We start from the raw sequence: 26,495 nt of genomic DNA, 5'->3' as shown, positions 1-26,495 counted from the left end.
TTGTTGAATTTGAAGGACCGCATTGCATGACCACGGATCAAGATCGCGCCGCCCGAAAGAAGGCCATTATTGACAGGTTGATGTCACTTGAAGCGCAAGAGCTTGCAACGGCGCAGGCGCATTACGATGCGTTTTTGAAGGACGCTCAACTGGATGATCGGGAAGGTCACGACAAGGATGACCTTGCCGCCTCACGCGAAAACGCTGACTTGGCGGCTGCGTTTGACGCCCCTGTGCATGCACACCACGCTAAGATCGACGTGATTGAAAACACCGATTTCGGTCTGACTGACACAGTTCAACCCGGCGCAGTGATCAAATTCAACAATCGCAGATTTGTCGTATGCGTCTCGACCACCCGGTTCGAGGTGGATGGAAAGACCTATATGGGCATTTCAACACAAAGCCCGATTTATCTGGCCATGGTGGGCCTGCAAGAGGGCGATGTTTTTACTCACAACGGCACCGAGTTCGAGGTGCAGGACGTCATGTAGCTCGACTGTCGGCAGCGCTGCGTCAGGCGCGGCGCTGCGGTATGATTTGCTGCGCGATGCCTGCAAATGTCAGGTATAGGCTGGTGATCACCAGCCCCCAATGCGCCCAGCTTTCAGGGTGAAAATCGACCCAGGCCGCCCAACCGGCAAAGAACGTCCATGCCAGAGCCATAGGCAGGGTCAGGCTGCGCCAACGCTCGGTACGTACGGGATGGACAAACTTGAGCGGCAGGAACATCGCCAGTGACAGCAGTGTGACCAGCAGCAGAATAATCCAGAAATTCGGCTCGAGCGCGAAGATCACGATAACGAACATGTTCCAGCATCCGGGAAACCCGGAAAAGGAGTTGTCCTTGGTCTTCATCCGGGTGTCCGCAAAATACATCGCGCTGGCAAAAGTTATAACGATGATCGCAAACCATCCCGTCCAGCCGTCCATCAGCCCGGACTTGAACAGGGCAAAGGCCGGTATGAACACATAGGTCAGGTAATCGATGATCAGATCCAGCAGAACACCATCAAATTCCGGGGCGTTCTTTTTGACGTGGTAATGACGCGCCAGAGGGCCGTCGATTCCGTCCACGACAAAAGAAACAACCAGCCAAAGATACATAAGGCTCCATTTCTCTTCGACGGCGGCCAGCATGGCGAGCATGGCAAAAACAGCGCCGGTAGCAGTGAAGAGATGGACGGAAAGAGCTTTGAATCTGAGTGTCATGCACGCGTCATGACTGATGCACGCCTGAGATGCAAACCAAAAGCCGTGCGGTTTTGATGGATGTGTGTGTCAGGCCTTGGGGTGCGCACGGTTGTAGACCTCCATCAACCGCGCCGTGTCCACGGCAGTATAGGCTTGGGTGGTTGAAAGCGACGCGTGGCCTAAAAGTTCTTGAATCGCACGCAAGTCGCCTCCCGCCGAAAGAAGATGCGTTGCGAAGCTGTGCCGCATGGCGTGGGGTGTTGCGGTTGCAGGCAGGCCCAATTGCATTCGGGCCTTGGCCATGACGCCCTGTATCGCACGTGGATTCAGCGCCCCGCCGCGGACACCGCGGAACAAAGGCGCGCCCTGTGCCTTCGGGTGCGGGCAGAGTTTTACGTACCGGTCGACGGCTTCACGGGCAGCAGGAAGAACCGGTACGACCCTCTCTTTGTCGCCCTTGCCAACGATGCGCAAGGTGGCGGGTAAAGGTACGTCTGCACCAGTCAATGACAGCGCCTCGGATATGCGCAGCCCACACCCATATAGCAAAGTCACCACGGCCACGTCCCGCGCGGCGACCCAATCCGAGGTGGATTGCAGCTCGACCGTGTCGATCATGGCGCGGGCGGCGTCTTCGGCCAGGGGGCGGGGAAGTTTCTTGGTAAATTTTGGTGCGCGTGTGGACAAGACAGCAGTGGGTTCAAAGCCTTCACGTTCGGCCAGCCAGCGGTAAAAGCTTTTGACGGCTGAGAGTTTGCGCGCCAGTGATCGTGCGCTTACGTCTGCACTGCGTTGGTCCGCCATCCAGGCACGCATATCTGACACAGTGATCCGTTCCAGCGCTTTCAACCCCTGCCGTTCAGCGTGGTGCAGCGTCATAAAGGACAGAAAATCCGTCACATCCCCGCGATAGGCGGTTTGCGTGTTCTGCGATCTACCCGCCAGCGCACCTAAGCTGTCCAGCCAATGCTGCAGCGCATCGCGGCAGGCGGGTGAGATCAGGCTCACGACAGCCAGTGGCGCATCGAGCGTTCGAACACGCCAGCAAAAAAGCTTAAAAGGTCGGTGCCAAGCTGCGGCGTGAAATGCCGCGGATCCCGCGCACCCATGACAATCATTCCCGGCAAACGACCGGGGCCGAGGTCAAGCTTCAGGCAGGCTTCGGACCGCAATTGATCTGCAAGCGCGCCAAAAATGCGGCGGTTGGGATGATGCACCTCGCGCAGCGTGACGTCGCGGGCCGGTCCGCCGCGATCAATGGTCAGGTACTGGTCGATGAAGCCGGGTTCGGCAATTGTCAGAACGCCCCCCAACGTATCGACTGCTGGATCGTCCTGAACCACGGTTGTTTCCAGAACCAAAGTGATGTGATCAACACGCAAAATATCGGCAACGTCCGCGCCAAGCGCGCGCAGGAAATCTTCGAATTCAACGGGCTCCAACAGACGCAGAATTGCGCGATGCACTTGGTTTGTGCCCGCCAGATTCTCGTAGGCTGCTGCTATCACAGACCGATGGGTGTCTTCCAACCGGTCCAGCCGCGCTTCGAGCCGTTGCATGGCGATGCCGCGCAGATCGATCACATTGTCGCCGCGTGCGCGTTCATTGGCAGTGACCAGCGCCTGCATCAGATCCTTGTCATCCAACACGACGTCAGGCTCGGCCAGAATCGCCGCGCGGAGGTTATCCTCGAGTTTGGGGTTGCTGCTCATGTCCCGTCCGGTCTTTTTTTGTTGAGCGGCTTATAACATGCCAGACCGGTTTTGCCTTGGGAAAAATGCACGCAAAGGTGGATTTCCTTGAGTGCTGTGGCGAAGGGGCTCTCGCCCGCCATGCCTGATCACAGATCAAGCAAAGGGCCGTTGGGCCGGGCGCGGTGCCTGAAAGCACCGCGCGGTCTTGCAAAAGGTCAGAGGATTTTCTGACCTGTCTTGGCCCAATCGGCCAGGAAGGTTTCCAGACCTTTGTCGGTCAACGGGTGGTCAGCGAGCTTTTTGATCACGGCTGGCGGAGCAGTGATGACATCAGCACCAATGCGGGCGCTGTCGGTCACATGGTTCACGGTGCGGATCGAGGCGGCCAGGATTTCAGTCTCGAACCCGTAATTGTCATAGACTTGGCGGATGTCGGCAATCAGATCCATGCCGTCGAGGTTGATGTCGTCGAGGCGACCAATGAAAGGCGAGATGAATGTTGCACCTGCTTTGGCAGCAAGGATTGCCTGATTGGTTGAGAAACAAAGCGTCACGTTGACCATCTGACCTTCGTCGCTGAGCGTTTTGCAGGTTTTCAGGCCAGCCCATGTCAGCGGCACTTTGACGGCGATGTTCGGCGCGATCTTGGCCAGCTTGCGGCCTTCTGCGATCATGTCCTCAGCTTCGGTGGCGACAACCTCGGCCGAAACCGGACCGTCGACCAGATCACAGATCTCTTTGGTTACTTCCAGAATGTCGCGACCCGACTTTAGGATCAGCGAAGGGTTGGTGGTTACGCCGTCCACCATGCCAAGATCGTTCAGTTCGGCGATGGCGTCGATCTCGGCGGTGTCTACGAAGAATTTCATGAGGGCAGTCCTTTGATGGGTTGGCCTTGGTCGCGGATGGCTTTACCTCAAAGTGAGCCATGCTGGAACCCCCTGCTAAGGATATGCTGTGAGCGCTAACGGATTTTTCAACCAAGGAGAGCTGATTGCGGTGCTGACAACGCAGCCGCTGGACCGGACGTTGGATTACAAAGCGCCCGAAGGCGGGTGTTTTCTGGGTGCGTTTGTCGAAGTGCCTTTGGGGCCACGTAAGGTTCTTGGCGTGGTCTGGGGCCCTGGGCAGGGCGGGTTTGATCTGAGCAAGGCTCGGTCCGTGATCCGGGTACTTGAGGTTGCACCGATGCGCGAAGAGATGCAGGTGTTTCTGGGCAAGGTCGCCGACTACACGCTGACACCGATGCCAGCGATGCTGCGTTTGGCAACCCGTGCGCCGGGGCTGGGGGACCCTCCGTCAATGCGCAAAGTGTATCGCCTTGGCAGTGGCGAACCGGACAGGATGACCGATGCGCGATCCCGTGTGCTGGAGGTTTTGCGAGACTATGGTGGCCTCGCCTTTACATTGAAGGAACTGGCCGAGCAGGCAGGTGTAACCTCCTCTGTTGTCAAAGGGTTGGTCAAACAAGGCGCTGTCCGGGAAGAGGACAGCCCGCGCGATCTGCCGTACCCGCATCTTGATCCGAACCTGCCGGGTAAAGACCTGACCGAAGATCAGGCGGCGGCTGTGGCGCGATTGCGGGCCGGGCAGCAGACAGGCGACTATGGCACAACACTCCTGAAAGGTGTCACGGGTTCGGGCAAGACCGAAGTGTATCTGGAAGCCGTCGCCGAAGCCTTGCGGATGGGACGCCAGGCTTTGGTCTTGCTGCCGGAAATTGCGCTGACCGCTGAATTCCTGACCCGTGTTGAGGCGCGGTTCGGTGCGCGCCCGGCCGAATGGCACTCGGGCGCGACAATGACGGAACGCCGCCGGGTCTGGCGGATGGTTGGGCAGGGGGATGCACAGCTGGTTGTAGGTGCACGATCTGCATTGTTTTTGCCGTTCCGCGATTTGGGGCTGGTGGTGGTCGATGAGGAACACGACACCTCTTACAAACAGGAAGACGGCGTGCACTACAGCGCGCGGGATATGGCAGTTTTACGTTCGGCCATTTGCGGCGCGCGCGTGATTCTGGCCAGTGCGACGCCGTCGCTGGAAAGCTGGGCAAACGCTGAAGCAGGAAAGTATGACCGGATCGACCTGACCTCGCGCTTCGGCGCGGCGGTTCTGCCTGAGATGAAGCCCATTGATATGCGCGCTGAGCAGATGCAGCCCGGAACATGGATTTCTCCGTCCCTGCGACAGGCGGTGCGGCAGCGGGTTGAAAAGGGTGAACAATCGCTGCTGTTTATAAACCGTCGTGGATATGCGCCCGTAACTCTGTGCCGGGCTTGCGGTGAGCAGATCGCCTGCGACCATTGCGACGCGCGCATGGTTGAACATCGGTTTCTGAAACGCCTGATGTGCCACCAATGCGGTGAGACCAAGCCGATGCCCGAAATCTGTCCGTCCTGCGGCGTAGAAGGCAAACTGGCCCCGGTTGGGCCGGGGATCGAGCGGCTGGCAGAAGAGGCCGAGGCGACCTTTCCGGATGCTAAGATTGCGATGCTGAGTTCCGATCTTTTCGGCTCGGCCCGTGCGCTGAAAGCCAAGATCGAAGAGATTGCCGCAGGAGATGCGGACATCATCATCGGCACTCAGTTGGTCGCCAAGGGGCATAACTTCCCCAAACTAACCTTGGTCGGCGTTATTGATGCGGACCTGTCACTGCACGGTGCCGATCTGCGCGCAGCAGAACGAACGTTTCAATTGATGCGGCAGGTTGCCGGGCGTGCTGGCAGGGCAGATAAGCCCGGTCAGGCGCTTTTGCAGACATTCCAACCGGAACACCCCGTTATCCGGGCGATCCTGTCCGGTGATGAGGAAGGATTCTGGAAAGCCGAAGCCGCTGGGCGGCAGGCGGCGGGGGTGCCTCCCTATGGGCGCATGGCCGGAATTGTTTTGTCGGGGCCAGAGGTCGGCCCGGTCTTCGACATCGGCAACGCGATGGCCCGCAATGATGCCCCTGTGCGCGATGTGGGGGGGCAAGTTTTTGGCCCTGCACCAGCGCCGATTGCGCGTATTCGCGGACGGCACCGTGTGCGCCTTCTGGTCAAAGCCCCAAAAGGGGCCCCCATTCAGGACGCGATAGCCCGCTGGATCGCGCCTTTGCGTCTGAAAGGGGATATCCGCCTGACTGTCGATATCGACCCGCAGAGCTTTTACTGACCTCTGCATCAGCGCAGGGCGGCTGTGCGACAACGGCTTCCCTCTCGCCAAGACGACGAAATGGGCGTAGAGGACCAATATGCTAAAACCCATGCCCCTCAACGAGGCGCAGAGCCTTCCGTTCTGGCGTCGTCCTGTCACGCTCTTGTTTGTGATGGCCATGACCATGCCCATCGCGTTTAACGCATGGAGTGCTTTGCTGAACAATTTCGTCATTGAGGTGGCGAATTTTGATGGGGCCGATATTGGCCTGCTGCACACGGTACGTGAAATTCCGGGCTTTCTGGCGATTGGCGTGATCGCCGTCATCATTTTCATCCGCGAGCAGGTTCTGGCGATGATTTCGCTGATGATGCTTGGGGTGGCAACCGCTGTAACAGCCTGGTTCCCCAGCTTGGGTGGGTTGTTGTTTGTGACCCTGTTCAGCTCGATCGGGTTTCACTACTATGAAACGGTAAATCAGTCGCTGCAGCTTCAATGGCTGCCCAAGGATCGCGCGCCGCAAATTCTGGGATGGCTGGTTGCGATGGGGTCGGCAGCGACCGCAGTGGTCTACGGGTTGATCGTTCTGACATGGGAGCGCTTTGATCTGTCCTACAACTTCGTTTTCATGGCTGCAGGCGGCGTGACGGTCTTGTTGGCCCTGTTCAGCCTGATCGCCTATCCTCAGTTTGATGCCCCAACACCGCAGACCAAAAAGCTGATCCTGCGTCGCCGGTACTGGCTCTACTATGCGCTACAATTCATGGCCGGCGCACGGCGGCAGATCTTTATTGTGTTTGCCGGGTTCATGATGGTCGAAAAGTTCGGTTTCAAAGTGCATGAACTGACCAGCCTTTACCTGATCAACCTGATGATCAACATGATGGCCGCGCCTTTGCTGGGCAAAGCTGTGGCAAAGTTTGGCGAGCGGCGCACCCTGATCTTCGAATATGCCGGGCTGGCTATCGTGTTTGCGGCTTATGGCGGTATCTACTGGTTCGGCTGGGGTGTGTTGCTGGCTGCGATCCTGTATGTGATCGACCATGTCCTATTCGCACTGGCGCTGGCGCTGAAAACCTATTTTCAGAAAATCGCGGACCCTGCGGACATTGCTCCAACAGCGGCCGTGGCTTTCACGATCAACCACATCGCTGCTGTGTTCCTGCCTGCTTTGCTGGGGCTTTTGTGGGTGGTTTCGCCGGGCGCAGTGTTTGGTTTGGCGGCAGCTATGGCGATTGTTTCACTTCTGTTGTCGCTGTTGATCCCGCGCCATCCCGAACCGGGCAATGAGACAACCCTGACCAAATACGCTCCGGCACCTGCGGAATAGGCTGGGCGGCTTGACCTTCTCGGCGCGGCGTCCTAGGCGCTGTGCCAACTGAGACAGGAGGCCCAGATGCCCACATTCACCGCGCTGACTACGCTGACAGGTAAGAAGGCCGCCGAAGGTCTGGGCGAAGCCATGGAGCGTTTGGAGCCTGAACCCACCGGTGTTGGTGTGTTCGAGGTCGAGGACGGTTCGGGCCTGTGGGAAGTGGGCGGTTATTTCACCGAAGCCCCGGACGAAACCGCGCTGGCTGTCCTTGCCGCTGCGTTCGAGGCGAAGCCCTTTGTCGTGTCTGAGCTGCCTGAAACCGACTGGGTCGCACATGTGCGCCGCGAGCTTGCGCCAGTCGAAGCAGGTCGGTTCTTTGTCTACGGCAGCCATGATGCCGACAAGCTGCCCGAAGGCCGCATTCCGTTGCTGATCGAGGCTGCAATGGCCTTTGGCACCGGGCATCACGGCACAACATTGGGCTGCTTGAAAGCACTGGATCGCTTGTTGGGCGAAGGATTTACTGCATCGAAAGTGGCGGATATTGGCTGTGGTACGGCTGTTTTGGCCATGGCCGCCGCTCGGGTCTGGGATGGTGACATCATCGCCAGCGATATCGACGAAGTCGCCGTTGACGTGGCCGAGGCGAACCTGAAGGCAAACGGTATGTCAGGTGCGGTGAAATGCGTCGAGGCCGCTGGCTTCGATCATCCTGACCTCAAAGCTCACGCCCCGTATGATCTGATCTTTGCCAATATTCTGAAGGGTCCGCTGGTGGCCTTATCGCCTGAAATCTCCGCGAATCTGCGCCCCGGAGGGTATGCAATATTGTCGGGAATCCTTAACGAGCAGGCAGATGATGTGGTTTCCGTTTATTCTCAAAACGAGTTCAATCTTGCCCACAGAGGCGAGATTGGTGAATGGACGACCCTAATTTTAAGCAAACAGGGCGCGAATTAGGCCATTTGCAGGAGTTTTGTGGAATTTTGCCACGCTTTTGTCGCAATCTCTAATTACCGTTTTCTGATCAAAGTCGAGGGGGGCGGTTTTTGGAGGCTGCCATGACGGGTAAACAACTGGAGTTCAATCAGCGCGTTAATCGCCTGAACAAGAAGCATCAGAAGATGAGCCGGGGCTATCGCGCAACGATGCGCAAGGATGGTCTGGTGGTCATGAGGCCGCAACGGGTCAGTTCTGCCGTGCCAGTGCGGGTCCTGCTGTTCACGCTTGTTGCGTTCTTTGTGTTCAAAGCGTTTCTTTTGTCTCACCTTGGGCCGACGGGATATCAATACAGAATCGACAGCCTGAGCGAAGGCACCAAAGTCGAACAGGCAGGGGCTTGGGTGATGCAGATCGATCCTGTGTCACAGGCGCTGTCCCAGCAAATGAACAAGCTTCTCTTCTGAATTCTATGCTCTAATCAAAAAAACACCGCGTGCCGTCCGGGCGCGCGGTGTTTCTTTTGCCCTCATGACGAAAAAGCCAGGAGCGTGTACGTGGTGGTCGGGATCACCGACGGCCTTCGGCGATGGCGTCAATGTCGCCACGGCACAGGCCGATGTCTTCCAGCTCGCGGTCGCTCAGAACGATCAGCGCGTTGCGGGTTACGCGGGCGTCATTCCATTCGATTACGGCGTTCACGGCCGATACGAAATATGCGCCGATACGGCCAACGAGGCCGAACGAGCCAGTGGTGGCGATGCGGGTAGTGTCCAGTGCAGCCATATCCTGTTTCCTTCTGGTTTGTGTTCAATTTTCAATCTTGCGATCTGAGCGGCATCTAGTGCTGCCAATTCGTGTGTACAAGCACAGTTTTTGCATGTGTCCTATGCATTTTTTGCAATGCTCTGAAATGCTGAAACCCCCTTAATTTATTGGTAAATTTGCGTTAACAAAGGTGCCGTTTTCAGACCTTTTTGACGTCGTAAATCTGCTTTGGGGTCGCGACTGAGATACAGGTGTCGCTTTCAGACTTCAGGTCAATTCGCTTGGAAAATGTTCACGCTTCGTGCTAGGCGTTGAAAAAAGATCACAAAACCCGAGCAGGCCGAGGCACAACATGCGAATTCTGGGCATTGATCCGGGGCTTAGGACCCTGGGGTGGGGCGTCATCGAATCAAATGGCAGCCGTCTGAGCCATATTGCCAATGGATTATGCAAGTCAGATGGGGATGATCTGGGTGAGCGTCTGCTGTCGCTGCACAACCAGATTGTTGAGGTGATCGCCGATCATCAACCGGACCAGGCTGCCATTGAACAGACATTTGTGAACAAGGATGGGGCAGGGACGCTCAAACTGGGTCAGGCGCGGGGCGTTGCGTTGCTGACATTGGCGCAGGCTGGATTGCCAGTTGGCGAATATGCGCCCAATCGGGTCAAGAAAACCATCGTGGGTGTGGGTCACGCCGAAAAAGAACAAGTGCTCCACATGGTCAAGCTACAGTTGCCGGGGTGTTCGCCGAAAGGTGCCGACGCTGCAGATGCGCTGGCGATTGCCATCTGTCACGCCTATTACGGAAAGACACAGCAGGCGCGTGTGAAAGAGGTGCGGGCATGATTGGCAAACTGACAGGGCGGCTGGATTACCGAGCAGCAGATCACGTTCTGATCGATGTTCGGGGTGTTGGCTATATCGTTTATTGCTCCGACCGGACCATGGCCGCGTTGCCGGGCGTGGGCGAGGCCGTCTCGATCTATACCGACATGGTCGTACGTGAGGACCTGATGCAGCTTTATGGGTTTCTGTCCTTGGTCGAAAAGGAATGGCATCGCCTTTTGTGCTCGGTTCAAGGTGTCGGTGCCAAGGTGTCTTTGGCCATCCTCAGCGCTTTGGGGCCGGATGGTGTAAGCCGCGCCATTGCCCTGGGCGATTGGGGTGCAGTCAAAGCGGCCAAGGGGGTAGGGCCGAAAACGGCGCAGAGGATTGTGCTGGACCTCAAGGACAAGGCGCCGGGTGTCATGGCCATGGGCGGCACGGTCGCCGAGGCGCTGGATGGGCCCGCGCTTGAGGTAGTGGAACTGGCCGAACCTGCGCCCGCGCCCAAACGGTCGTCAAAACCGCCATCAGGGGCCGCTGCAGCGTCTGCTGGGGCGTTGTCGGCTTTGGCAAATCTTGGGTATGGTCCCTCCGACGCAGCAGCGGCTGTGGCTGAAGCAGCGGCAAGTCAGCCCGAAGCGGGCGAGGCCGAATTGATCCGAGCGGCGCTCAGATTGTTGGCTCCGAAAGGGTAAGTGAATGGTAGATGCTGATCCCACCCTGCGCCCGGATCCTCTGCCCGAGGACAACGACCGCGCCTTGCGCCCACAGGGGCTGAACGAATTCATCGGTCAGGCCGAAGCACGTGCCAACCTGCGCATCTTTATCCAGTCTGCCAAGCAACGGGGCGAGGCGATGGATCATACCTTGTTCCATGGCCCGCCGGGATTGGGGAAGACGACTCTGGCGCAGATCATGGCGCGTGAATTGGGTGTCAACTTTCGTATGACCTCTGGCCCGGTTCTGGCCAAAGCGGGTGATCTGGCGGCGATCCTGACCAATCTGGAAGCACGCGATGTGCTGTTCATCGATGAAATCCACCGTTTGAACCCGGCGGTGGAAGAGGTGCTGTATCCCGCGATGGAGGATTTCGAGCTGGATCTGGTGATCGGAGAAGGACCTGCGGCGAGAACCGTACGGATCGAGTTGCAGCCGTTCACGCTGGTGGGGGCGACCACACGGATGGGACTGCTGACGACTCCGCTGCGCGACAGGTTCGGTATCCCGACCCGATTGCAATTTTATACGGTCGATGAATTGCATGAGATCGTCACGCGCAACGCGCGGAAGCTGGGCGCGCCTGCAGATGATGATGGCGCACGAGAGATTGCGCGCAGGTCTCGTGGCACCCCTCGGATTGCGGGGCGGTTGCTGCGGCGGGTTGTGGACTTTGCCATCGTTGAAGGCGACGGGCGGATCACGCGCGAACTGGCGGACGGAGCCTTGACGCGGCTGGGTGTGGATCACCTGGGGCTTGATGGCGCAGACCGTCGGTATCTGAAGCTAATCGCTGAAAACTATGGTGGCGGTCCCGTTGGGATCGAAACGATGTCGGCGGCCTTGTCTGAAAGCCGCGACTCGCTGGAAGAAGTTATCGAACCCTTTCTGTTGCAGCAGGGATTGATTCAACGCACCCCGCGTGGACGGATGTTGGCGCAAAAGGCGTGGACCCATTTGGGTATGGCTGCGCCGAAGCGGCAGAGCGATCTGTTTGGTTGAAGCCCGGGCGCAGAGATTCTAAGCCTTCGGCGAGAGTATTTTTGAAAAGATGAAGGGCGGGGCGTGACACCGGAAGAGATCGAGGCGCTGTTCACGCGCGAAAGCGGTGAGTTTCTGTTTGCCCGCTGGGGGCGGCCGATTGTACCAATCGTGTTTGGTGTTGAAGACGAGACGCTGGCCACGGTGAAAGGTGCGTTTGAGGCCGTTGTCACTTTGGCTGGGCATCAGATGGCAGAAACCGATCCAGAACTTGGTGCCAATTGTATGGTCTTCTTTTTTCGCGACTGGCAGGAATTGCTGGAAGTGCCTGATCTTGATCGGCTGGTCCCGGACCTTGGGCCTTTGGTGGAACGCCTGGTGGCTGCGGATGCCAATCAGTATCGTATATTCCGGTTCGAAGTAGATGGCGCAATCCGAGCGGCGTTTGTGTTCCTGCGTATGGACAAGGAATTGTCCAAGGTTCCGGCGGAAACGCTTGCCCTTAGCCAGGTGGTGCAGACTGTCTTGCTTTGGTCCGATACTGCGTTTCGCACGCAATCACCGCTGGCTGTCGCAGGAGAGGCAACGATCCTGCGCCCTGACATTGCTGCATTGATCCGGGCCGCCTATGATCCGGTCCTGCCCGGGGCGGCGCAGGATGCGTCTCATGCACTCAGGCTGTTTGCCCGGCTGGAGCTGCCACAATGAAACACGTGTACCCGGTTCGCGTTTACTATGAAGACACCGACATGGGCGGTGTCGTCTATCACGCGAATTACCTGCGGTACATTGAGCGTGCCCGATCAGATTGGGTGCGCAATCTCGGCAATGATCAGAACGCAATGCGCGAGGAAGGCATTGTTTGGGTCGTGCGGCGGGTTGAGGCCGATTATCTTTCGCCTGCCAAGTTTGATGACGAGTTGATTGTTGAAACCGAAGTGACTGAGATTTCCGGCGTGCGCCTGACCATGGCGCAGTTGGTTCGGCGGGGGGAAACCGAAATCTTTCGCGCCTCGGTGACGGCCGTGTGCATCAACAAGGATGGCAAACCGATCCGCCTTCCGGCAGAGATTCGCGCATTGATGTAACAATTTGCGGACCAAGGGTGGTTCTGTTGGCTTTTCAACCCCAACTGCGTTAGCGTTTGGCAAAACGAGGCCAAGCAAACGGCCGTCAGGCAAAAACAAAGAGCAGGTTCATGGAAGCTGAAACGCTGGCGCTGGCGCAGGAGATCGATTTCTCCATGTGGGGGCTGTATGCCCGCGCGACCTTTATCGTCAAATTGGTGATGCTGATGCTGATCGGTGCATCGATCTGGTCCTGGGGCATTATCATCCAAAAGCTGATCAACTATCGGGCCGCGCGTGGCGAGGCGCAGGTGTTCGACGAAAGTTTCTGGTCGGGCAACCCTTTGGATGAGCTGTTTGAGCAGATCGGAACGCAACCGGACGGCAGTTCTGAAAAGATCTTTGCCGCAGGTATGATCGAATGGCGAAGGTCACACCGTAATGATGGTGGCCTGATCGCCGGTGCAACTGCGCGGATCGACCGATCGATGGATGTTGCCATCGCGAAAGAGGCAGAGACCTTGCAGAAAGGGTTGCCCATTTTGGCCACGGTGGGATCAACCGCGCCGTTTATTGGCCTGTTCGGTACCGTCTGGGGCATCATGAATGCTTTTATCGAGATCGCTGAGCAGCAGAACACCAATCTGGCCGTTGTCGCCCCCGGTATCGCCGAAGCGCTGTTGGCGACGGGTCTGGGTCTATTGGCCGCCATCCCTGCGGTTATTTTCTACAACAAGCTCAGCGCGGATAGTGACCGGATCGTTGGTGGCTACGAAGCATTTGCCGATGAGTTCGCCACCATTCTGTCGCGTCAGTTGGACAGCTGACCATGGGCGCGGCGGTTCAGCAATCTTCGGGCGGTAACGGGCGCAGACGCGGACGGCGTCGCGGGCGCGCTCAGCCCATGGCCGAGATCAATGTGACCCCGTTTGTGGACGTCATGCTGGTGTTGCTGATCATATTCATGGTCGCGGCACCGCTGCTGACCGTGGGTGTTCCTGTCGATCTGCCTAAGACTGCGGCAAGCGCTTTGCCCGGTGACAACGAGGAACCATTGACCGTGACGCTCACCGCAGATGGGCGCGTGCAAATCCAGACGACGGATGTCTTGCGCGAAGAGTTGATTGGCAAGCTGCGCGCGATTGCGGCAGAGCGGAGCAGTGACCGTGTGTTCCTGCGCGCTGATGGTGCAATTCCCTACGCGCAGGTGATGCAGGTCATGGGCGCGCTGAATGCGGGCGGGTTTTCCAACGTTGGCCTTGTGACCGATACGGGCGGGCCGACGCTGGATGAAGGTGGAGAGTGAGGTCGCACGGTGGATACCGGCACCAAGATTTCGGCGATTGCGCATGTCAGCCTGATTGGCGTCGCGCTTTTTGGCGGCACCTTCCGGTCCGAGCCGTTGCCGATGGCCGTGCAGGATGTTTCCGTGATTACCGCTGAACAGTTTGCGGCCATGACTGCGCAGCGCGACGCGCCTGACGTTTCCGAAGTACCGGCTGCTCTGCAGCAACCTCCTGAACCTGAGCAGACCGAAACCACTGCTCCGGAGGCGGTGGTTGAGGAACAGCCGCGCCCCGAACCCGTGGTTCCTGCTGAACCTGACCCTGAACCTGCGCCCGTTATCGTTGAGGCCCCGCCAGAGCCCGAGCTGCCGGAAGAGCCACCTTCGTTGGCCGAGCCTGAGGTGGAAACCGTTGCACAGCCCGTGCAGCCCGAGCCTGAGGCGCAGCCACGCCCTGCTGATCGCGTTGCGCCCGAGGCGATTGCTCCGCCACCGCCCGAAGCGACACCGGATGAGTTTGAAACGCCACCGGTGTCATTGGATGAGGGCGCTGAGGTGCAGCAGGAACAGCAAGATCAGACCGCCCCGGAAGAGGCCGCGCCAGAGATCGTGACCGAGGCGGAAGAGACCAAGGAACCGCTGCTCAGTTCACCTCGCCCACGCACACGCCCCAACCGGCCCAGCCCGCCGCCGGAACCGGAAGTTGCTGAAACGCCCGACGCGACCCCGGAACCTGAAGTGCAGGCAGACGAGACTGCGATAAACGATGCCTTGGCTGAAGCCCTGGGCGCAGGCACCGAGCCCTCGGGCCCTCCGCTTACCAGCGGTGAGAAAGATGCAATGCGACTGGCTGTGTCCAGATGCTGGAACGTAGGTTCACTGTCTACGGATGCGCTGAAAACTGTGGTTGTGGTTGCGTTTTCGCTGAACCGTGATGGTACAGTTTTAGGCGGCAGTATTCGGATGCTGGACAGCTCGGGCGGGTCTGCCAGTGCCGCCAATCAGGCTTACCAGGCTGCCCGACGCGCGATTTTGCGCTGTGGCGCCAAAGGATATGACTTGCCTGCTGACAAATACGCTCAGTGGCAGGATGTTGAGATTACATTCAATCCCGAGAGGATGCGGATCAAATGATGAAACTTCTGACCAGCCTCTTTGTCGGTCTGACCCTGATGTCTGCGCCGGTTTACGCACAAAATGGCCCCCTGCGACTGGAATTGGACCAGGGTATTATCGAGCCTTTGCCGTTTGCGGTTCCCAATTTCGTGCCCGATAGCCCCTCGGCGGCACAATACGCGCAGGATATTTCGCGTGTGGTGGCAGCGGATCTGACCGGGACGGGCCTGTTCCGGGAAATTTCATCGGATGCGTTCATCAGCCGGGTCAGCAGTTTTGAAGCGCCGGTTCAATTTGCCGACTGGAAAGCAATCAACGCTGATGCACTGGTCACTGGGGCAGTCAATGTTTCGGGGAAACGATTGACGGTCCGGTTCCGTGTCTGGGATGTTTTCTCGGGTCAGGAGCTGGGCACCGGACTGCAACTGGCAGGTACGACCGATGGTTGGCGTCGCATGGCGCATAAGGTGGCTGATCAGGTCTATAGCAGGATCACGGGCGAAGGAGGGTATTTCGACAGCCGCGTGGCTTTTGTGTCGGAAAGCGGACCCAAGGATCAACGCCTCAAACGGTTGGCGATCATGGATTACGACGGCGCAAATGTGCAGTACCTGACCGACAGTTCCGCCATCGTGCTGGCACCGCGCTTTTCACCCACAGGTGACCGGTTGCTGTATACCAGCTATGAAAGCGGCGCCCCACGCATTTATGTTCTGGATGTCGGACGCGTGAAACGGCAGGAACTCAAGACCCAGGACGGCACCATGAGCTTCTCGCCCCGTTTCTCGCCGGATGGTCGGTCGATCGTGTATTCGCTGATTCAGGGCGGGAACACGGATTTGTGGAAGATGGATCTGGCCTCGGGTCAAAGTACACGCCTGACCAACACGCCTGCAATCGAAACGGCACCCAGCTATTCACCGGATGGCAGCCGCATCGTTTTTGAAAGCGACCGGTCGGGCACGCCGCAGCTCTACGTGATGCCCGCAAACGGGGGTGAAGCGACACGGATCAGCTTTGGCGCCGGGCGCTATGGCACCCCGGTTTGGTCGCCGCGCGGCGATTTGATTGCCTTTACCAAGCAGAACAAAGGCCGGTTCCACATTGGCGTCATGCGAACAGACGGGTCGGAAGAGCGGTTGCTGACTGCGTCATTCCTGGACGAAGGCCCCACCTGGTCGCCCAATGGACGCGTCATAATGTTTACCCGCGAAACGCAGGGGGCCAGCGGTAGGGCCTCGCTGTATTCAGTGGATATATCGGGCCGCAACCTGCGCCCGGTACGCACGCCGGATGGCGGCAGCGACCCGTCATGGGGCCCGTTACAGAATTGATCGCAGCAAAGTTCACAACGAATCGCGCCTGTGGTAGACAGGCGGCAATAATCAAAACACGAGGCACTTGAAATGAACGTATTGAGCAAAGTTCTGGCGCTGGGCGCACTGAGTGTGATTGCCGCCTGTTCAAATAACGACCCTTCCGCATTGGGGGGCGGTGGCGCAGGTGGCACTGGCGCTATCGTGCCGGGCTCGCCAAGCGACCCACGTTCGCCGGCGTATTTCCAGCAGACGGTTGGCGACCGTGTCCTTTTCGCGGTTGATCAGTCCACCCTTACGCCGCAGGCACAAACCGTGCTGCAAGGGCAGGCTGAATGGCTGCTGGCCAACCCTGATTTTGTTGCCACCATCGAAGGGCACGCGGATGAGCAGGGGACGCGGGAATACAACCTTGCACTGGGTGCGCGCCGGGCTAACGCTGCGCGCGAGTATCTGATTTCACGCGGTGTGGCAGGTAATCGACTTAAAACAGTCAGCTACGGCAAGGAACGCCCGATCGAGATTTGCAGCACCGAGGACTGCTATTCCAAAAACCGCCGCGCGGTGACGGTGCTGACCGGGTCAACTTTGGGGTAAGACGATGCGTATTGCAGGATGGGTTTTGGCAGCCGTCATGGCGACGGCGGGTGTGGCTAAGGCACAGGATCAGCAGACCCTGGCGGATATTCGTCAGGAGCTGACTGTGCTGCATGTCGAGATACAGCGCCTGAAGCGCGAGTTTTCCACCACAGGATCGCCTGCGCCCAACCTGTCCGGCAGTTCGGTGCTTGAGCGTGTCGACGCGATTGAAGCAGAGCTGCAGCGTCTGACGCGCCAGACCGAGCAATTGAACCAACGGGTGCAGAATATCGTCACTGACGGCACAAACCGCATTGGTGACCTGGAGTTCCGGTTGGTCGAACTGGAAGGCGGAGACCTGTCCGCGCTTGAGGAAACATCGACTTTGGGTGGTGACACGGTGTCAGAAACAGGCTCGGCGAACGTTACAACGCCACCTGCAACAGACCAAACCGAGCTTGCCGTGGGCGAGCGCGCAGATTTCGATACGGCGTCGCAAGCTTTGACCGATGGGGATTTCCAGACCGCTGCCACCATGTTCGCGCAGTTCGAGGCAAACTATCCCGGCAGCCCTCTGGCCCCTGAAGCGAACCTTAAACGAGGCCACGCCCTTGAAGGTCTGGGCGACACCCGCGAAGCGGCCCGTGCCTTTTTGGCCAGCTTTACCGGTGATTCCGAGGGCGCATTTGCCCCCGAGGCCCTGTACGAGCTGGGTGCGGCATTGGGCCGATTGGGACAAACCGATCAGGCCTGTATCACGCTGAACGAGGTCGGGGTGCGTTTCCCCTCTGCGCCCGCTTTGTCGAACGCCACGCAAGAGATGACCGCGCTGGGGTGTTCTTGAGCACTCAGCCAGACAGCCTGATTTCCAATCTTCGGAATCGGTTGCCGGACAATTTGCCCAGCAAACTGGGGATCGCAGTCTCAGGCGGTGGGGATTCCGTCGCCTTGATGCATTTGTTGCACACAGTTGCGCAAACCGAGGCAGTCACTCTTTACGCCGTCACAGTTGATCATGGTTTGCGCCCGGAAGCCGCGCAGGAGGCCGAGGCTGTGGCCCGTGATGCGGCGGCTCTTGGGGTGCAGCATGACATCTTGAGTTGGTCCGGTTGGGACGGCACCGGCAATCTTCAGGATCAAGCGCGACAAGCGCGGTACACTCTGATGATAAACTGGGCGAAGGCCCGTGAAATCGATGCAATTGCCTTGGGACACACAGCAGACGATCAGGCCGAAACACTGCTGATGCGGTTGGGTCGATCCTCTGGCGTGACGGGTCTGTCAGGTATGTCGCCCGTGCGGCAACGGGACGGAGTGACGTTGTTGCGACCGATGCTGGGGGTCACCCGCGACAGGCTGCGCGCCTACCTAACTGAAATCGGAGCGAGTTGGGTCGAGGATCCTTCGAATCAGGACATGCGATTTGACCGGATCAAGGCCCGCGATGCCTTGCAAAGCCTTTCGCCCTTGGGAATCGATACGCTGTCTTTATCTCGTGTGGCGGAAAATTTGGCTCAGGCGCATAGGGCGTTGGCCGTGTTTGCGCAGGAATCCGCGCGGAATGTGGCACAGGTTGACCACAGCGATGTGAGGGTGGACCAGGCTGGCTTTGCCGCGTTGCCGCGGGAAATCCAGAGACGCGCGTTGCTGGGATCACTTCAATGGATTGCGGGGCAGGGCTATCCCCCGCGCCAGTCGGCTTTGGAGCAGGCTATGGATGCGGTAATTCACGGTCAAGCCGTGTCAATTGCCGGGTGTCTGCTGGTGCCGAAAGGCGCGAGTGTTTGGATTTGCAGGGAATTTAAGGCCGTAGAGGGCCAAATTGCCGCATCTGGCGCTGTCTGGGATGGAAAATGGGTGCTGACCGGGCCGGAAATCCCAGGCGTGGAAATCCGGGCGTTGGGCGAAAAAGGGTTGCAGCAGGTTCCGGATTGGCGCGCCACAGGGCGTCCCAGGCTTGCTTTGACCGCAACGCCTGCCGTTTGGGCGGGTGAAACGGTGCTTGCAGCACCACTTGCGGGATTTGCCAATGGATGGCAGGCTGATCCGGTCTCGGATTGGCCCGCGTTTGACGCATCTTTTTTATCGCATTGAACATAGAACAATCCTCTCTATTTTAAGAGACAACTTGGCAGTTCCTCACCTGCCGAAACTTTTGGGAGATTTTCCTTGGGCAACGCTCGCAATATCGCGTTTTGGGTCGTTCTGTTCCTGCTTATTCTGGCACTGTTCAATCTGTTCAGTGGACCGGGCGGAACGCTTCAGAGCAATGAGAGAACATATTCCGACTTTGTCGGTGCCGTCCAAAGCGGTGAAGTCAAAAACGTGACGCTGGATGGCGAGCAGATTCGCTATACCACCGAAAGCGGCGCTACCTATGTCACCATCAAGCCCGGCGACGCCGAGGTAACAAAGCTGCTGATCGATGAGAACATTCCGGTTCAAGCGGTCAAACAACAGCAGTCTGGGTTCCAGTCGTTCCTGATCACGCTGCTGCCCTTCCTACTGCTGATCGGCGTTTGGGTTTACTTCATGAACCGGATGCAGGGCGGCGGCAAAGGCGGTGCGATGGGCTTTGGCAAGTCCAAGGCCAAGATGCTGACCGAAAAGCATGGCCGTGTGACATTTGATGACGTGGCTGGCATCGACGAAGCCAAGGAAGAACTGGAAGAGATCGTTGAATTCCTGCGCAACCCGCAGAAGTTCAGCCGCCTCGGCGGCAAGATTCCAAAAGGCGCGTTGCTGGTTGGCCCTCCGGGTACAGGTAAAACACTTCTGGCCCGCGCGATTGCAGGTGAGGCGGGTGTTCCGTTCTTCACCATTTCCGGTTCGGACTTTGTTGAGATGTTCGTGGGTGTTGGTGCATCCCGCGTGCGCGACATGTTCGAACAGGCAAAGAAGAACGCGCCTTGTATTGTGTTCATCGACGAGATCGACGCTGTGGGCCGCCACCGTGGTGCCGGTTACGGCGGCGGTAACGACGAACGCGAACAGACCCTCAACCAGTTGCTGGTTGAAATGGACGGGTTTGAGGCCAATGAAGGTGTGATCATCCTGGCGGCGACCAACCGAAAAGATGTTCTGGACCCCGCGCTTCTGCGTCCGGGCCGGTTTGACCGCAACGTGACCGTCGGGAACCCCGACATCAAAGGGCGCGAGAAAATCTTGGGCGTGCACGCGCGCAAAACACCTCTGGGCCCCGATGTTGATCTGCGCATCATTGCGCGAGGCACGCCGGGCTTTTCGGGTGCCGATCTGGCGAACCTTGTGAACGAGGCTGCGCTTATGGCCGCTCGTGTGGGTCGTCGCTTTGTCACCATGGAAGACTTTGAGAACGCCAAAGACAAGGTGATGATGGGGGCCGAGCGCCGCTCGATGGTGCTGACCCAGGACCAGAAGGAAAAGACCGCCTATCACGAGGCCGGTCATGCTGTTGTCGGTCTGGAACTGCCGCTGTGCGATCCGGTCTATAAGGCGACGATCATCCCGCGCGGCGGTGCGCTGGGTATGGTTGTCTCTCTGCCGGAAATGGACCGCCTGAACTATCACCGCGATGAGTGCGAGCAGAAGCTGGCCATGACCATGGCTGGTAAAGCGGCTGAGGTGATCAAATACGGTGAAGACCACGTCTCGAACGGCCCCGCCGGTGACATCATGCAGGCCAGCCAGTTGGCACGTGCCATGGTGATGCGCTGGGGCATGTCGGACAAGGTGGGCAACATCGATTATGCCGAAGCCCACGAAGGGTATCAGGGCAATACAGCAGGTTTCTCGGTGTCCGCCCATACCAAAGAACTGATTGAGGAAGAGGTGAAGCGCCTGATCCAGCAAGGCTATGAGCGTGCTCACAAGATCCTGACGGACAAGAACGAAGAATGGGAGCGTTTGGCCCAAGGTCTGCTGGAATACGAAACCCTGACCGGCGACGAGATCAAGCGCGTCATGAATGGTGAATCGCCGACCGAAGGCGATGACGAAGGCGACAAGCCGGACGAAGGCAATGCACCCAGCGTTACGGCCATTCCCAAGACGAAGGCAAAGAAGTCGCCACCTGAGGGTGGGATGGAGCCTGAACCCACCACATAAACGCCAAAGACCCGGGCCGAGGCCCGGGTCTTTTTTCTTTTCTTCAGGTCGTTGCCGGGCAATATGCGCCCGTAAGTGCTAAGGAAAAGGGAAACAAACATGCCGTTCTTGCGGGAAACTGAATACGCAGCCGAAGTGGTTTGGCTCGGCTATGTCCCTGCTGGGCAATCGCTGCGCGCCGAAGCGGTCCAAGCACTGGATCTGGGCTTCGATGGCGTGAAGGGTGAACGACACGCAGGCGTCAACCGTGCGTCCTGTGTGCGAGTCAAGAACCTCTATTCACAAGGCACAGAGATTCGCAATGTCCGTCAATTGTCGGTGCTTTCTGTGGAAGAGCTTGAACAGATTGCACTTGAGATGGGTCTCGATGCGCTTGATCCGGCTTACCTTGGTGCATCGATCGTGCTGAAGGGTATCCCCGATTTCTCGCACGTTCCCCCGTCCTCTCGGCTACAGGCAGGGAGTGGTTTGACGATAACCGTGGATATGGAGAACGCGCCTTGCGTTTTGCCGGGGCGCGAGATCGAGGCGGATCAACCCGGGCATGGCGCCGCGTTCAAACCTGCTGCGGCGGGGCGGCGCGGCATAACAGGATGGGTCGAGCGCCCGGGGCGGATTGAGCTTGGCGATCGTTTGGCTTTGTTTGTTCCGGATCAACCCAACTGGGCGCCATAAACGGGTCAGGTTTCCGATTAGAAACCCACGAAATGACCTTACGACGCTTCGCGACACCAGAATGTCGGAATCCATGGCTATTGAGATTGTACACAAGGGTATGGAATGCGCAGCGCCGACGTTTTGCGTCGGCTTTGCACGGTATTCAATTAAGGACCCCGGCCAATGAGCTACAAATCCGATATCGAAATCGCACGTGAAGCGAACAAAAAGCCGATTCAGGAAATCGGTGCCAAAATTGGCATCGACTCTGCGGATCTGCTGCCCTACGGCCACGACAAAGCCAAGGTCAGCCAGGACTTCATCAACTCGGTTCAGGGCCGCGAAGACGGCAAGCTGATTCTGGTGACTGCGATCAACCCGACCCCTGCAGGTGAAGGCAAAACCACCACGACTGTTGGTCTGGGTGACGGCCTGAACCGCATTGGCAAGAACGCCATGATCTGTATCCGTGAAGCCTCGCTTGGCCCGAACTTCGGCATGAAGGGTGGCGCTGCAGGTGGCGGTTACGCGCAAGTTGTTCCGATGGAGGAAATGAACCTGCACTTCACCGGCGATTTCCACGCCATCACCTCAGCCCACTCGCTGCTGTCGGCGATGATCGACAACCATATCTATTGGGGCAACGAGTGTGAGATTGACACCCGCCGTGTCGCATGGCGTCGTGTGGTCGACATGAACGACCGTGCGCTGCGTCAGATCACCGCCAGCTTGGGCGGCGTGTCGAACGGCTATCCGTGTGAGGCTGGTTTCGACATCACCGTGGCGTCCGAGGTCATGGCGATCCTGTGCCTGGCCAACGACCTGAAAGACCTGGAAAAGCGTCTGGGTGATATCATCGTTGCTTACCGCCGCGACAAGACACCGGTCTACTGCCGCGACATCAAGGCAGAAGGCGCGATGACCGTTCTGCTGAAAGACGCGATGCAGCCGAACCTGGTGCAAACGCTGGAAAACAACCCGGCCTTTGTTCACGGTGGCCCGTTCGCGAACATCGCGCATGGCTGTAACTCGGTCATCGCGACCAAGACCGCTCTGAAAGTCGCTGACTATGTTGTGACCGAAGCGGGATTTGGTGCGGATCTGGGCGCTGAAAAGTTCATGAACATCAAATGCCGCAAGGCGGGCATCGCCCCGTCGGCAGTTGTACTGGTTGCCACTGTACGCGCGATGAAAATGAACGGCGGCGTTGCGAAAGCCGATCTGGGTGCCGAAAACGTCGACGCAGTTCAGTCGGGCTGTGCCAACCTGGGTCGTCATATCGAGAACGTGAAGTCGTTTGGTGTGCCGGTCGTCGTTGCCATCAACCACTTCGTCACCGACACCGACGCCGAAGTTCAGGCCGTGAAAGACTATTGCGGCGAGCACGGGGTCGAGGCGGTTCTGTCGCGTCACTGGGAACTGGGTTCGGAAGGGTCTGCACCGCTGGCCGAAAAGGTTGTCGAAATCGTTGAAGGTGGTTCCGCGAACTTCGCGCCGATCTACCCCGACGACATGCCGCTGTTCGAGAAGATCGAAACCATCGCCAAGCGAATCTATCGCGCGGACGAGGTTCTGGCCGACAACAAGATCCGCAACCAGCTGCGCGAGTGGGAAGAAGCCGGTTACGGTAACCTGCCGGTCTGCATGGCGAAAACCCAGTACTCGTTCTCGACCGATCCGACACTGCGCGGCGCGCCGACCGGTCACTCGGTTCCGGTACGTGAGGTTCGCCTGTCCGCAGGTGCTGGCTTCATCGTGGTCGTCTGCGGTGAGATCATGACAATGCCCGGTCTGCCCCGCAAACCGGCCGCTGAAACCATCTGCCTTAACGACGCAGGTGAGATCGAGGGCTTGTTCTAAGCCGCATTTTGAACCATCTCGTGGTCCGGGGACTTCCCCGGGCCATGAGGAGACCGCGATGCCCACTCTGACACCGCCGCAAGACTGTAACACGATGCAGGAATTGCGCGTTCAGATCGACCGGCTGGACCGCCAACTGATCGAAATGCTGGTGAAACGTGCCAGTTACATCGACCGCGCGTCCCAGTTGAAACCCGGCGAGGGGCTGCCCGCCCGAATCCCGGACCGTGTCGAAGAAGTGGTACAGCGCGTGCGCAAGAGTTCCGATGAACTGGGTATGGACCCCGATCTTGCCGAAGAACTCTGGCGTATTTTGATAGACTGGTCGATTGCCCGCGAAGAGCGTGTGCTCGGCTCTGACTGACTGACCGGGCGCATTTTGCGCCCGATCCGTTTTTGAAAGAAGGGATCAAAGGATGGTAGCGCAGGTTATCGACGGTAAGGCATTTGCGGCCAAAGTGCGCGCGCAAGTGGCTGATCAGGTTGCTAAGCTGAAAGAAGAAAACGGCATCACCCCCGGATTGGCGGTGGTTCTGGTCGGTGAAGACCCGGCCAGTCAGGTCTATGTCCGCTCAAAGGGCAAGCAGACCGTTGAGGTTGGCATGAACTCGTACGAACACAAGTTGGATGCCGAAACCGCGGAAGAAGATCTTCTGGCCCTGATCGACAAGCTGAATAACGATCCTGCCGTACACGGTATTCTGGTTCAGCTGCCGCTGCCGAAGCACCTGAACGAAGATCTGGTGATCAACTCGATTGACCCTGCCAAGGATGTCGATGGTTTTCACATCTCGAACGTGGGCCTGCTGGGTACTGGTCAGAAGTCGATGGTGCCTTGTACGCCGCTGGGATGTCTTATGATGCTGCGCGATTATCATGGCTCGTTGTCGGGCATGGATGCCGTGGTGATTGGCCGTTCGAACATCGTGGGTAAACCGATGGCGCAGTTGCTGCTGGGCGACAGCTGCACCGTGACCATCGCGCATTCGCGCACCAAAGACCTGCCGGACGTTGTACGTCGCGCGGACATCGTTGTGGCCGCTGTCGGCCGTCCCGAGATGGTGCCGGGCGATTGGATCAAGGAAGGCGCCACGGTTATCGACGTGGGCATCAACCGTATCGAGCGCGACGGCAAGAACAAGCTGGTCGGCGATGTGGATTACGCAAGCGCGGCTGAACGTGCGGGCGCAATCACCCCGGTTCCGGGTGGCGTGGGTCCGATGACCATCGCGTGCCTACTGGCCAACACTTTGACCGCCTGCTGCCGGTCCAACGGTCTGCCAGAGCCTGAAGGTCTGACTGCTTAAGTTCGAATTGTGGGTCGGGCCGTGTAAGCGGCCCGACACCCGGCCCTTGAGAGCAATATGAGATCGGACTGCCCCAAAGCGTCAGGGGCGATAGGAATTTGAATGGCTTCCCCAGCTTGAATAATCGTGATAAGCCTGTATTCCCAGTTGTTTACAGGTTGAATTTCCCTTGTGTGTATTGCACTCGGGCAAAGTACGTACAAAAGCAGTATGACGTCTAAGCTAAGTTTAATTCGAAATGCATGTACTCCGCAGAGAGTTACAGCGGGTGTGGTTTTTCTTCCTTTGCTGGCCTATGCGTTTCCACCTTTTCTTGTATCCGAGCTAAATTTTGGTTTGCGTCTGTTATTTTGGGCCGGGGTGATGGTTCTGGCGCTTTCGGTAACCGGGCTGGTTCGGAAACTGATGCTAAACAGCCCTCTGCTGCTGAACATTCCAGCCCGTGATTTAGCCTTCGCTGCTCTGATCCTGTCTTTGTTTACACCTTCGCTTTGGCTTTTGGCGTGGATCTTGTTCACTTGTGGTGGCCAAATGGCACCGGGGGCGCAAACCGTAGCTGTTTATGGGGTGTTGTTGGCCACAGGTCTGGTTTTTGTGCAGCGTCATGAATTGCAGGCTGCAGTGGCACCTACGTTCAAGGATGAAAAACCGAGACTTGTCAATCGTTTGCCGCCTGATTTCGATGGGCAGATCTATCGCCTGACTGTTCAGGATCACAATGTGGATGTCGTGACCTCAGAAGGTGTTTTTACGCTCCGGTCACGGTTTACGGATGCCATCGCCGAGATGGAACCGGTTCCCGGTCATTGCTCGCACCGCTCACATTGGGTGACTGATGACTCCATAACTGGTGTAGAGAAAACAGGCGGCAAGACTTTTCTAAAGCTGGTCAACGGCGATCTGGTGCCGGTCAGTCGCAAGTACAAACCAATGCTGGAACAGGACGGTTTGATCTGACCTCAGCGCGGCATCGGTATCATGTGCGGATGCGGGCCGGTCAGGATTGCTGTTGCGTTCTGGTCCATGAGGTCGGCCAGAACCCGGTCTGAGCTGCGCAACCCACCCGTGAAAGCACCGTAAGCTGGCAGGATCAACCGGTTGCTGTCCAACAGAAAAGCGGGCCGAGAGATATGTCTTCCTTTCACACGAATTTGCGCTTTTGGGTGGTAATGGCCAGAGACTTCTCCTTGCGGATGGTCCTCTGCGATATGGCGAAAGACCAGCGGATCGCAGCGCCATTCGAACAAGTGTGTACCGCCCAGCTCAATCGGCCCAGGATCGTGGTTGCCTTCGATCCATATCCATTTGCGCCCGGCCTGCAATGTAGAAATCCGAAGCCTTTCGGCTGAAGTCAACGCCTGCGCGGCCTCAAGGTCATCGAAGCTGTCACCCAGACATAGTACAGTTTCCGCGTTGGTGCGTTCGATGTCACTTGCCAACCGATCCAGCGTTTCGCTTGTGTCGTAAGGGGGCAATGCAGGCCCACCGCGCCGCAGCATTCGTTCGGACTTACCAAGGTGCAGGTCTGAGACACACAGTAGTTGGCGCTCGGGCCACCACAGTGCGCCCGATGGCAACGCGACGAAACGCTGTCCTGCAAAAGAAAACTCGCATACGTTCATGATACGTTCTTGGCGCGTTTTTGCATCC

Annotated in this window: 29 protein-coding genes; 23 read left to right on the top strand and 6 right to left on the bottom strand. The window is 58.1% G+C overall.

The features are described 5' to 3' along the window. Positions 1–26 precede the first annotated feature (26 nt). On the top strand, positions 27–494 hold the full coding sequence (locus GOV90_RS05610; RefSeq protein WP_171094234.1) for a hypothetical protein: 468 nt from the start codon (positions 27–29) through the stop codon (positions 492–494). A gap of 22 nt (positions 495–516) precedes the next feature. On the opposite strand, the gene GOV90_RS05605 is transcribed toward GOV90_RS05610, so the two are convergent. The 4 genes from GOV90_RS05605 to fsa form a co-directional block, all read right to left on the bottom strand. Then, positions 517–1,212, bottom strand: coding sequence for a phosphatidylcholine/phosphatidylserine synthase (locus GOV90_RS05605; protein WP_171094233.1), 696 nt, complete (start codon positions 1,210–1,212; stop codon positions 517–519). A gap of 69 nt (positions 1,213–1,281) precedes the next feature. Next, positions 1,282–2,202, bottom strand: coding sequence for a tyrosine recombinase XerC (locus GOV90_RS05600; protein ID WP_171094231.1), 921 nt, complete (start codon positions 2,200–2,202; stop codon positions 1,282–1,284). Continuing rightward, a complete protein-coding gene (locus tag GOV90_RS05595; protein WP_171094228.1) occupies positions 2,199–2,906 on the bottom strand; it encodes a DUF484 family protein in 708 nt (235 codons plus the stop codon). The genes GOV90_RS05600 and GOV90_RS05595 overlap by 4 nt, the downstream gene beginning before the upstream one ends. Before the next feature lie 197 nt (positions 2,907–3,103). After that, on the bottom strand, positions 3,104–3,757 hold the full coding sequence (fsa, locus tag GOV90_RS05590; RefSeq protein WP_170520531.1) for a fructose-6-phosphate aldolase: 654 nt from the start codon (positions 3,755–3,757) through the stop codon (positions 3,104–3,106). Positions 3,758–3,845: 88 nt separating this feature from the next. Here fsa and GOV90_RS05585 point away from each other — a divergent pair, with 88 nt between their 5' ends. From GOV90_RS05585 to GOV90_RS05570, 4 genes are all read left to right on the top strand, one after another. Next, a complete protein-coding gene (locus GOV90_RS05585) occupies positions 3,846–6,041 on the top strand; it encodes a primosomal protein N' (protein ID WP_171094227.1) in 2,196 nt (731 codons plus the stop codon). A 79-nt stretch (positions 6,042–6,120) separates the two neighbouring features. Further along, positions 6,121–7,353: an MFS transporter gene (locus GOV90_RS05580; RefSeq protein ID WP_171094225.1), complete on the top strand. Its 1,233-nt coding sequence runs from the start codon at positions 6,121–6,123 to the stop codon at positions 7,351–7,353. A gap of 66 nt (positions 7,354–7,419) precedes the next feature. Next, positions 7,420–8,298: a 50S ribosomal protein L11 methyltransferase gene (locus GOV90_RS05575; protein ID WP_171094223.1), complete on the top strand. Its 879-nt coding sequence runs from the start codon at positions 7,420–7,422 to the stop codon at positions 8,296–8,298. Between the two features lie 101 nt (positions 8,299–8,399). Then, entirely contained in the window at positions 8,400–8,744 is a 345-nt protein-coding gene (locus GOV90_RS05570) for a hypothetical protein (RefSeq protein ID WP_171094221.1), read from the top strand. A gap of 103 nt (positions 8,745–8,847) precedes the next feature. Here the strand turns inward: GOV90_RS05570 and GOV90_RS05565 are convergent, their stop codons facing one another. Beyond that, positions 8,848–9,063 carry a DUF1127 domain-containing protein gene (locus GOV90_RS05565; RefSeq protein ID WP_171094219.1) on the bottom strand — a complete coding sequence of 72 codons (216 nt, stop codon included), beginning with the start codon at positions 9,061–9,063 and terminating at the stop codon, positions 8,848–8,850. Between the two features lie 334 nt (positions 9,064–9,397). On the opposite strand from GOV90_RS05565, the gene ruvC reads away from it, so the two are divergent. From ruvC to GOV90_RS05475, 18 genes are all read left to right on the top strand, one after another. Then, positions 9,398–9,895, top strand: a complete 498-nt coding sequence (ruvC, locus tag GOV90_RS05560; protein WP_171094217.1) for a crossover junction endodeoxyribonuclease RuvC — start codon at positions 9,398–9,400, stop codon at positions 9,893–9,895. After that, positions 9,892–10,569: a Holliday junction branch migration protein RuvA gene (gene ruvA, locus GOV90_RS05555; protein WP_171094216.1), complete on the top strand. Its 678-nt coding sequence runs from the start codon at positions 9,892–9,894 to the stop codon at positions 10,567–10,569. The genes ruvC and ruvA overlap by 4 nt, the downstream gene beginning before the upstream one ends. A gap of 4 nt (positions 10,570–10,573) precedes the next feature. After that, positions 10,574–11,593: a Holliday junction branch migration DNA helicase RuvB gene (gene ruvB / locus GOV90_RS05550; RefSeq protein ID WP_171094214.1), complete on the top strand. Its 1,020-nt coding sequence runs from the start codon at positions 10,574–10,576 to the stop codon at positions 11,591–11,593. Positions 11,594–11,656: 63 nt separating this feature from the next. Continuing rightward, positions 11,657–12,280 carry a hypothetical protein gene (locus tag GOV90_RS05545; RefSeq protein ID WP_171094212.1) on the top strand — a complete coding sequence of 208 codons (624 nt, stop codon included), beginning with the start codon at positions 11,657–11,659 and terminating at the stop codon, positions 12,278–12,280. Then, positions 12,277–12,660, top strand: a complete 384-nt coding sequence (gene ybgC, locus GOV90_RS05540; RefSeq protein ID WP_171094210.1) for a tol-pal system-associated acyl-CoA thioesterase — start codon at positions 12,277–12,279, stop codon at positions 12,658–12,660. The genes GOV90_RS05545 and ybgC overlap by 4 nt, the downstream gene beginning before the upstream one ends. Before the next feature lie 110 nt (positions 12,661–12,770). After that, positions 12,771–13,466: a protein TolQ gene (gene tolQ, locus GOV90_RS05535; protein ID WP_171094208.1), complete on the top strand. Its 696-nt coding sequence runs from the start codon at positions 12,771–12,773 to the stop codon at positions 13,464–13,466. A 2-nt stretch (positions 13,467–13,468) separates the two neighbouring features. Beyond that, the gene (gene tolR, locus GOV90_RS05530) at positions 13,469–13,945 is read left to right on the top strand and encodes a protein TolR (RefSeq protein WP_152457226.1); all 477 of its coding nucleotides are present in this window, start codon (positions 13,469–13,471) and stop codon (positions 13,943–13,945) included. Positions 13,946–13,954: 9 nt separating this feature from the next. After that, positions 13,955–15,058 (top strand): energy transducer TonB, encoded by a 1,104-nt coding sequence (locus tag GOV90_RS05525; RefSeq protein ID WP_171094206.1) that lies wholly within the window; start codon positions 13,955–13,957, stop codon positions 15,056–15,058. Further along, entirely contained in the window at positions 15,055–16,374 is a 1,320-nt protein-coding gene (gene tolB, locus GOV90_RS05520; protein WP_171094205.1) for a Tol-Pal system beta propeller repeat protein TolB, read from the top strand. Before GOV90_RS05525 ends, tolB begins: the two co-directional genes overlap by 4 nt. Before the next feature lie 72 nt (positions 16,375–16,446). Beyond that, positions 16,447–16,953 (top strand): peptidoglycan-associated lipoprotein Pal, encoded by a 507-nt coding sequence (gene pal / locus GOV90_RS05515; RefSeq protein ID WP_171094203.1) that lies wholly within the window; start codon positions 16,447–16,449, stop codon positions 16,951–16,953. Between the two features lie 4 nt (positions 16,954–16,957). Then, positions 16,958–17,779: a tol-pal system protein YbgF gene (gene ybgF, locus GOV90_RS05510; protein ID WP_171094201.1), complete on the top strand. Its 822-nt coding sequence runs from the start codon at positions 16,958–16,960 to the stop codon at positions 17,777–17,779. Further along, positions 17,770–19,029: a tRNA lysidine(34) synthetase TilS gene (tilS, locus tag GOV90_RS05505; protein WP_371808828.1), complete on the top strand. Its 1,260-nt coding sequence runs from the start codon at positions 17,770–17,772 to the stop codon at positions 19,027–19,029. Before ybgF ends, tilS begins: the two co-directional genes overlap by 10 nt. Positions 19,030–19,104: 75 nt before the next feature. Then, complete coding sequence (ftsH, locus tag GOV90_RS05500; protein ID WP_171094198.1) at positions 19,105–21,021, top strand: ATP-dependent zinc metalloprotease FtsH; 1,917 nt, start codon at positions 19,105–19,107, stop codon at positions 21,019–21,021. Positions 21,022–21,120: 99 nt separating this feature from the next. Beyond that, entirely contained in the window at positions 21,121–21,696 is a 576-nt protein-coding gene (locus tag GOV90_RS05495; RefSeq protein WP_171094196.1) for an MOSC domain-containing protein, read from the top strand. 165 nt (positions 21,697–21,861) lie between these two features. Next, complete coding sequence (locus GOV90_RS05490; RefSeq protein WP_171094194.1) at positions 21,862–23,538, top strand: formate--tetrahydrofolate ligase; 1,677 nt, start codon at positions 21,862–21,864, stop codon at positions 23,536–23,538. 58 nt (positions 23,539–23,596) lie between these two features. Further along, entirely contained in the window at positions 23,597–23,902 is a 306-nt protein-coding gene (locus GOV90_RS05485) for a chorismate mutase (RefSeq protein ID WP_171094192.1), read from the top strand. A gap of 52 nt (positions 23,903–23,954) precedes the next feature. Continuing rightward, complete coding sequence (gene folD / locus GOV90_RS05480) at positions 23,955–24,845, top strand: bifunctional methylenetetrahydrofolate dehydrogenase/methenyltetrahydrofolate cyclohydrolase FolD (protein ID WP_171094190.1); 891 nt, start codon at positions 23,955–23,957, stop codon at positions 24,843–24,845. 270 nt (positions 24,846–25,115) lie between these two features. After that, positions 25,116–25,802, top strand: coding sequence for a LytTR family DNA-binding domain-containing protein (locus GOV90_RS05475; protein ID WP_256367902.1), 687 nt, complete (start codon positions 25,116–25,118; stop codon positions 25,800–25,802). Positions 25,803–25,804: 2 nt separating this feature from the next. Here GOV90_RS05475 and pdeM read toward each other — a convergent pair whose 3' ends face one another. After that, a complete protein-coding gene (gene pdeM, locus GOV90_RS05470) occupies positions 25,805–26,467 on the bottom strand; it encodes a ligase-associated DNA damage response endonuclease PdeM (protein WP_171094186.1) in 663 nt (220 codons plus the stop codon). Positions 26,468–26,495: the final 28 nt, after the last annotated feature.

The organism is Ruegeria sp. HKCCA5929 (assembly GCF_013034525.1).
Lineage (GTDB): Bacteria > Pseudomonadota > Alphaproteobacteria > Rhodobacterales > Rhodobacteraceae > Ruegeria.
Note: the sequence above shows the minus strand (reverse complement) of the source record. Positions and strands in the feature narration are given on the sequence as shown.

Bases quoted from the DNA above. Each gene is read 5' to 3' on its own strand.
- GOV90_RS05610 (WP_171094234.1), top strand. From the start codon at position 27: ATGACCACGGATCAAGATCGCGCCGCCCGAAAGAAGGCCATTATTGAC.
- GOV90_RS05605 (WP_171094233.1), bottom strand. From the start codon at position 1,212: ATGACACTCAGATTCAAAGCTCTTTCCGTCCATCTCTTCACTGCTACC.
- GOV90_RS05595 (WP_171094228.1), bottom strand. From the start codon at position 2,906: ATGAGCAGCAACCCCAAACTCGAGGATAACCTCCGCGCGGCGATTCTG.
- fsa (WP_170520531.1), bottom strand. From the start codon at position 3,757: ATGAAATTCTTCGTAGACACCGCCGAGATCGACGCCATCGCCGAACTG.
- GOV90_RS05580 (WP_171094225.1), top strand. From the start codon at position 6,121: ATGCTAAAACCCATGCCCCTCAACGAGGCGCAGAGCCTTCCGTTCTGG.
- GOV90_RS05575 (WP_171094223.1), top strand. From the start codon at position 7,420: ATGCCCACATTCACCGCGCTGACTACGCTGACAGGTAAGAAGGCCGCC.
- GOV90_RS05570 (WP_171094221.1), top strand. From the start codon at position 8,400: ATGACGGGTAAACAACTGGAGTTCAATCAGCGCGTTAATCGCCTGAAC.
- GOV90_RS05565 (WP_171094219.1), bottom strand. From the start codon at position 9,063: ATGGCTGCACTGGACACTACCCGCATCGCCACCACTGGCTCGTTCGGC.
- ruvC (WP_171094217.1), top strand. From the start codon at position 9,398: ATGCGAATTCTGGGCATTGATCCGGGGCTTAGGACCCTGGGGTGGGGC.
- ruvA (WP_171094216.1), top strand. From the start codon at position 9,892: ATGATTGGCAAACTGACAGGGCGGCTGGATTACCGAGCAGCAGATCAC.
- ruvB (WP_171094214.1), top strand. From the start codon at position 10,574: ATGGTAGATGCTGATCCCACCCTGCGCCCGGATCCTCTGCCCGAGGAC.
- ybgC (WP_171094210.1), top strand. From the start codon at position 12,277: ATGAAACACGTGTACCCGGTTCGCGTTTACTATGAAGACACCGACATG.
- tolQ (WP_171094208.1), top strand. From the start codon at position 12,771: ATGGAAGCTGAAACGCTGGCGCTGGCGCAGGAGATCGATTTCTCCATG.
- tolR (WP_152457226.1), top strand. From the start codon at position 13,469: ATGGGCGCGGCGGTTCAGCAATCTTCGGGCGGTAACGGGCGCAGACGC.
- tolB (WP_171094205.1), top strand. From the start codon at position 15,055: ATGATGAAACTTCTGACCAGCCTCTTTGTCGGTCTGACCCTGATGTCT.
- pal (WP_171094203.1), top strand. From the start codon at position 16,447: ATGAACGTATTGAGCAAAGTTCTGGCGCTGGGCGCACTGAGTGTGATT.
- ybgF (WP_171094201.1), top strand. From the start codon at position 16,958: ATGCGTATTGCAGGATGGGTTTTGGCAGCCGTCATGGCGACGGCGGGT.
- GOV90_RS05495 (WP_171094196.1), top strand. From the start codon at position 21,121: ATGCCGTTCTTGCGGGAAACTGAATACGCAGCCGAAGTGGTTTGGCTC.
- GOV90_RS05490 (WP_171094194.1), top strand. From the start codon at position 21,862: ATGAGCTACAAATCCGATATCGAAATCGCACGTGAAGCGAACAAAAAG.
- GOV90_RS05485 (WP_171094192.1), top strand. From the start codon at position 23,597: ATGCCCACTCTGACACCGCCGCAAGACTGTAACACGATGCAGGAATTG.
- folD (WP_171094190.1), top strand. From the start codon at position 23,955: ATGGTAGCGCAGGTTATCGACGGTAAGGCATTTGCGGCCAAAGTGCGC.
- pdeM (WP_171094186.1), bottom strand. From the start codon at position 26,467: ATGAACGTATGCGAGTTTTCTTTTGCAGGACAGCGTTTCGTCGCGTTG.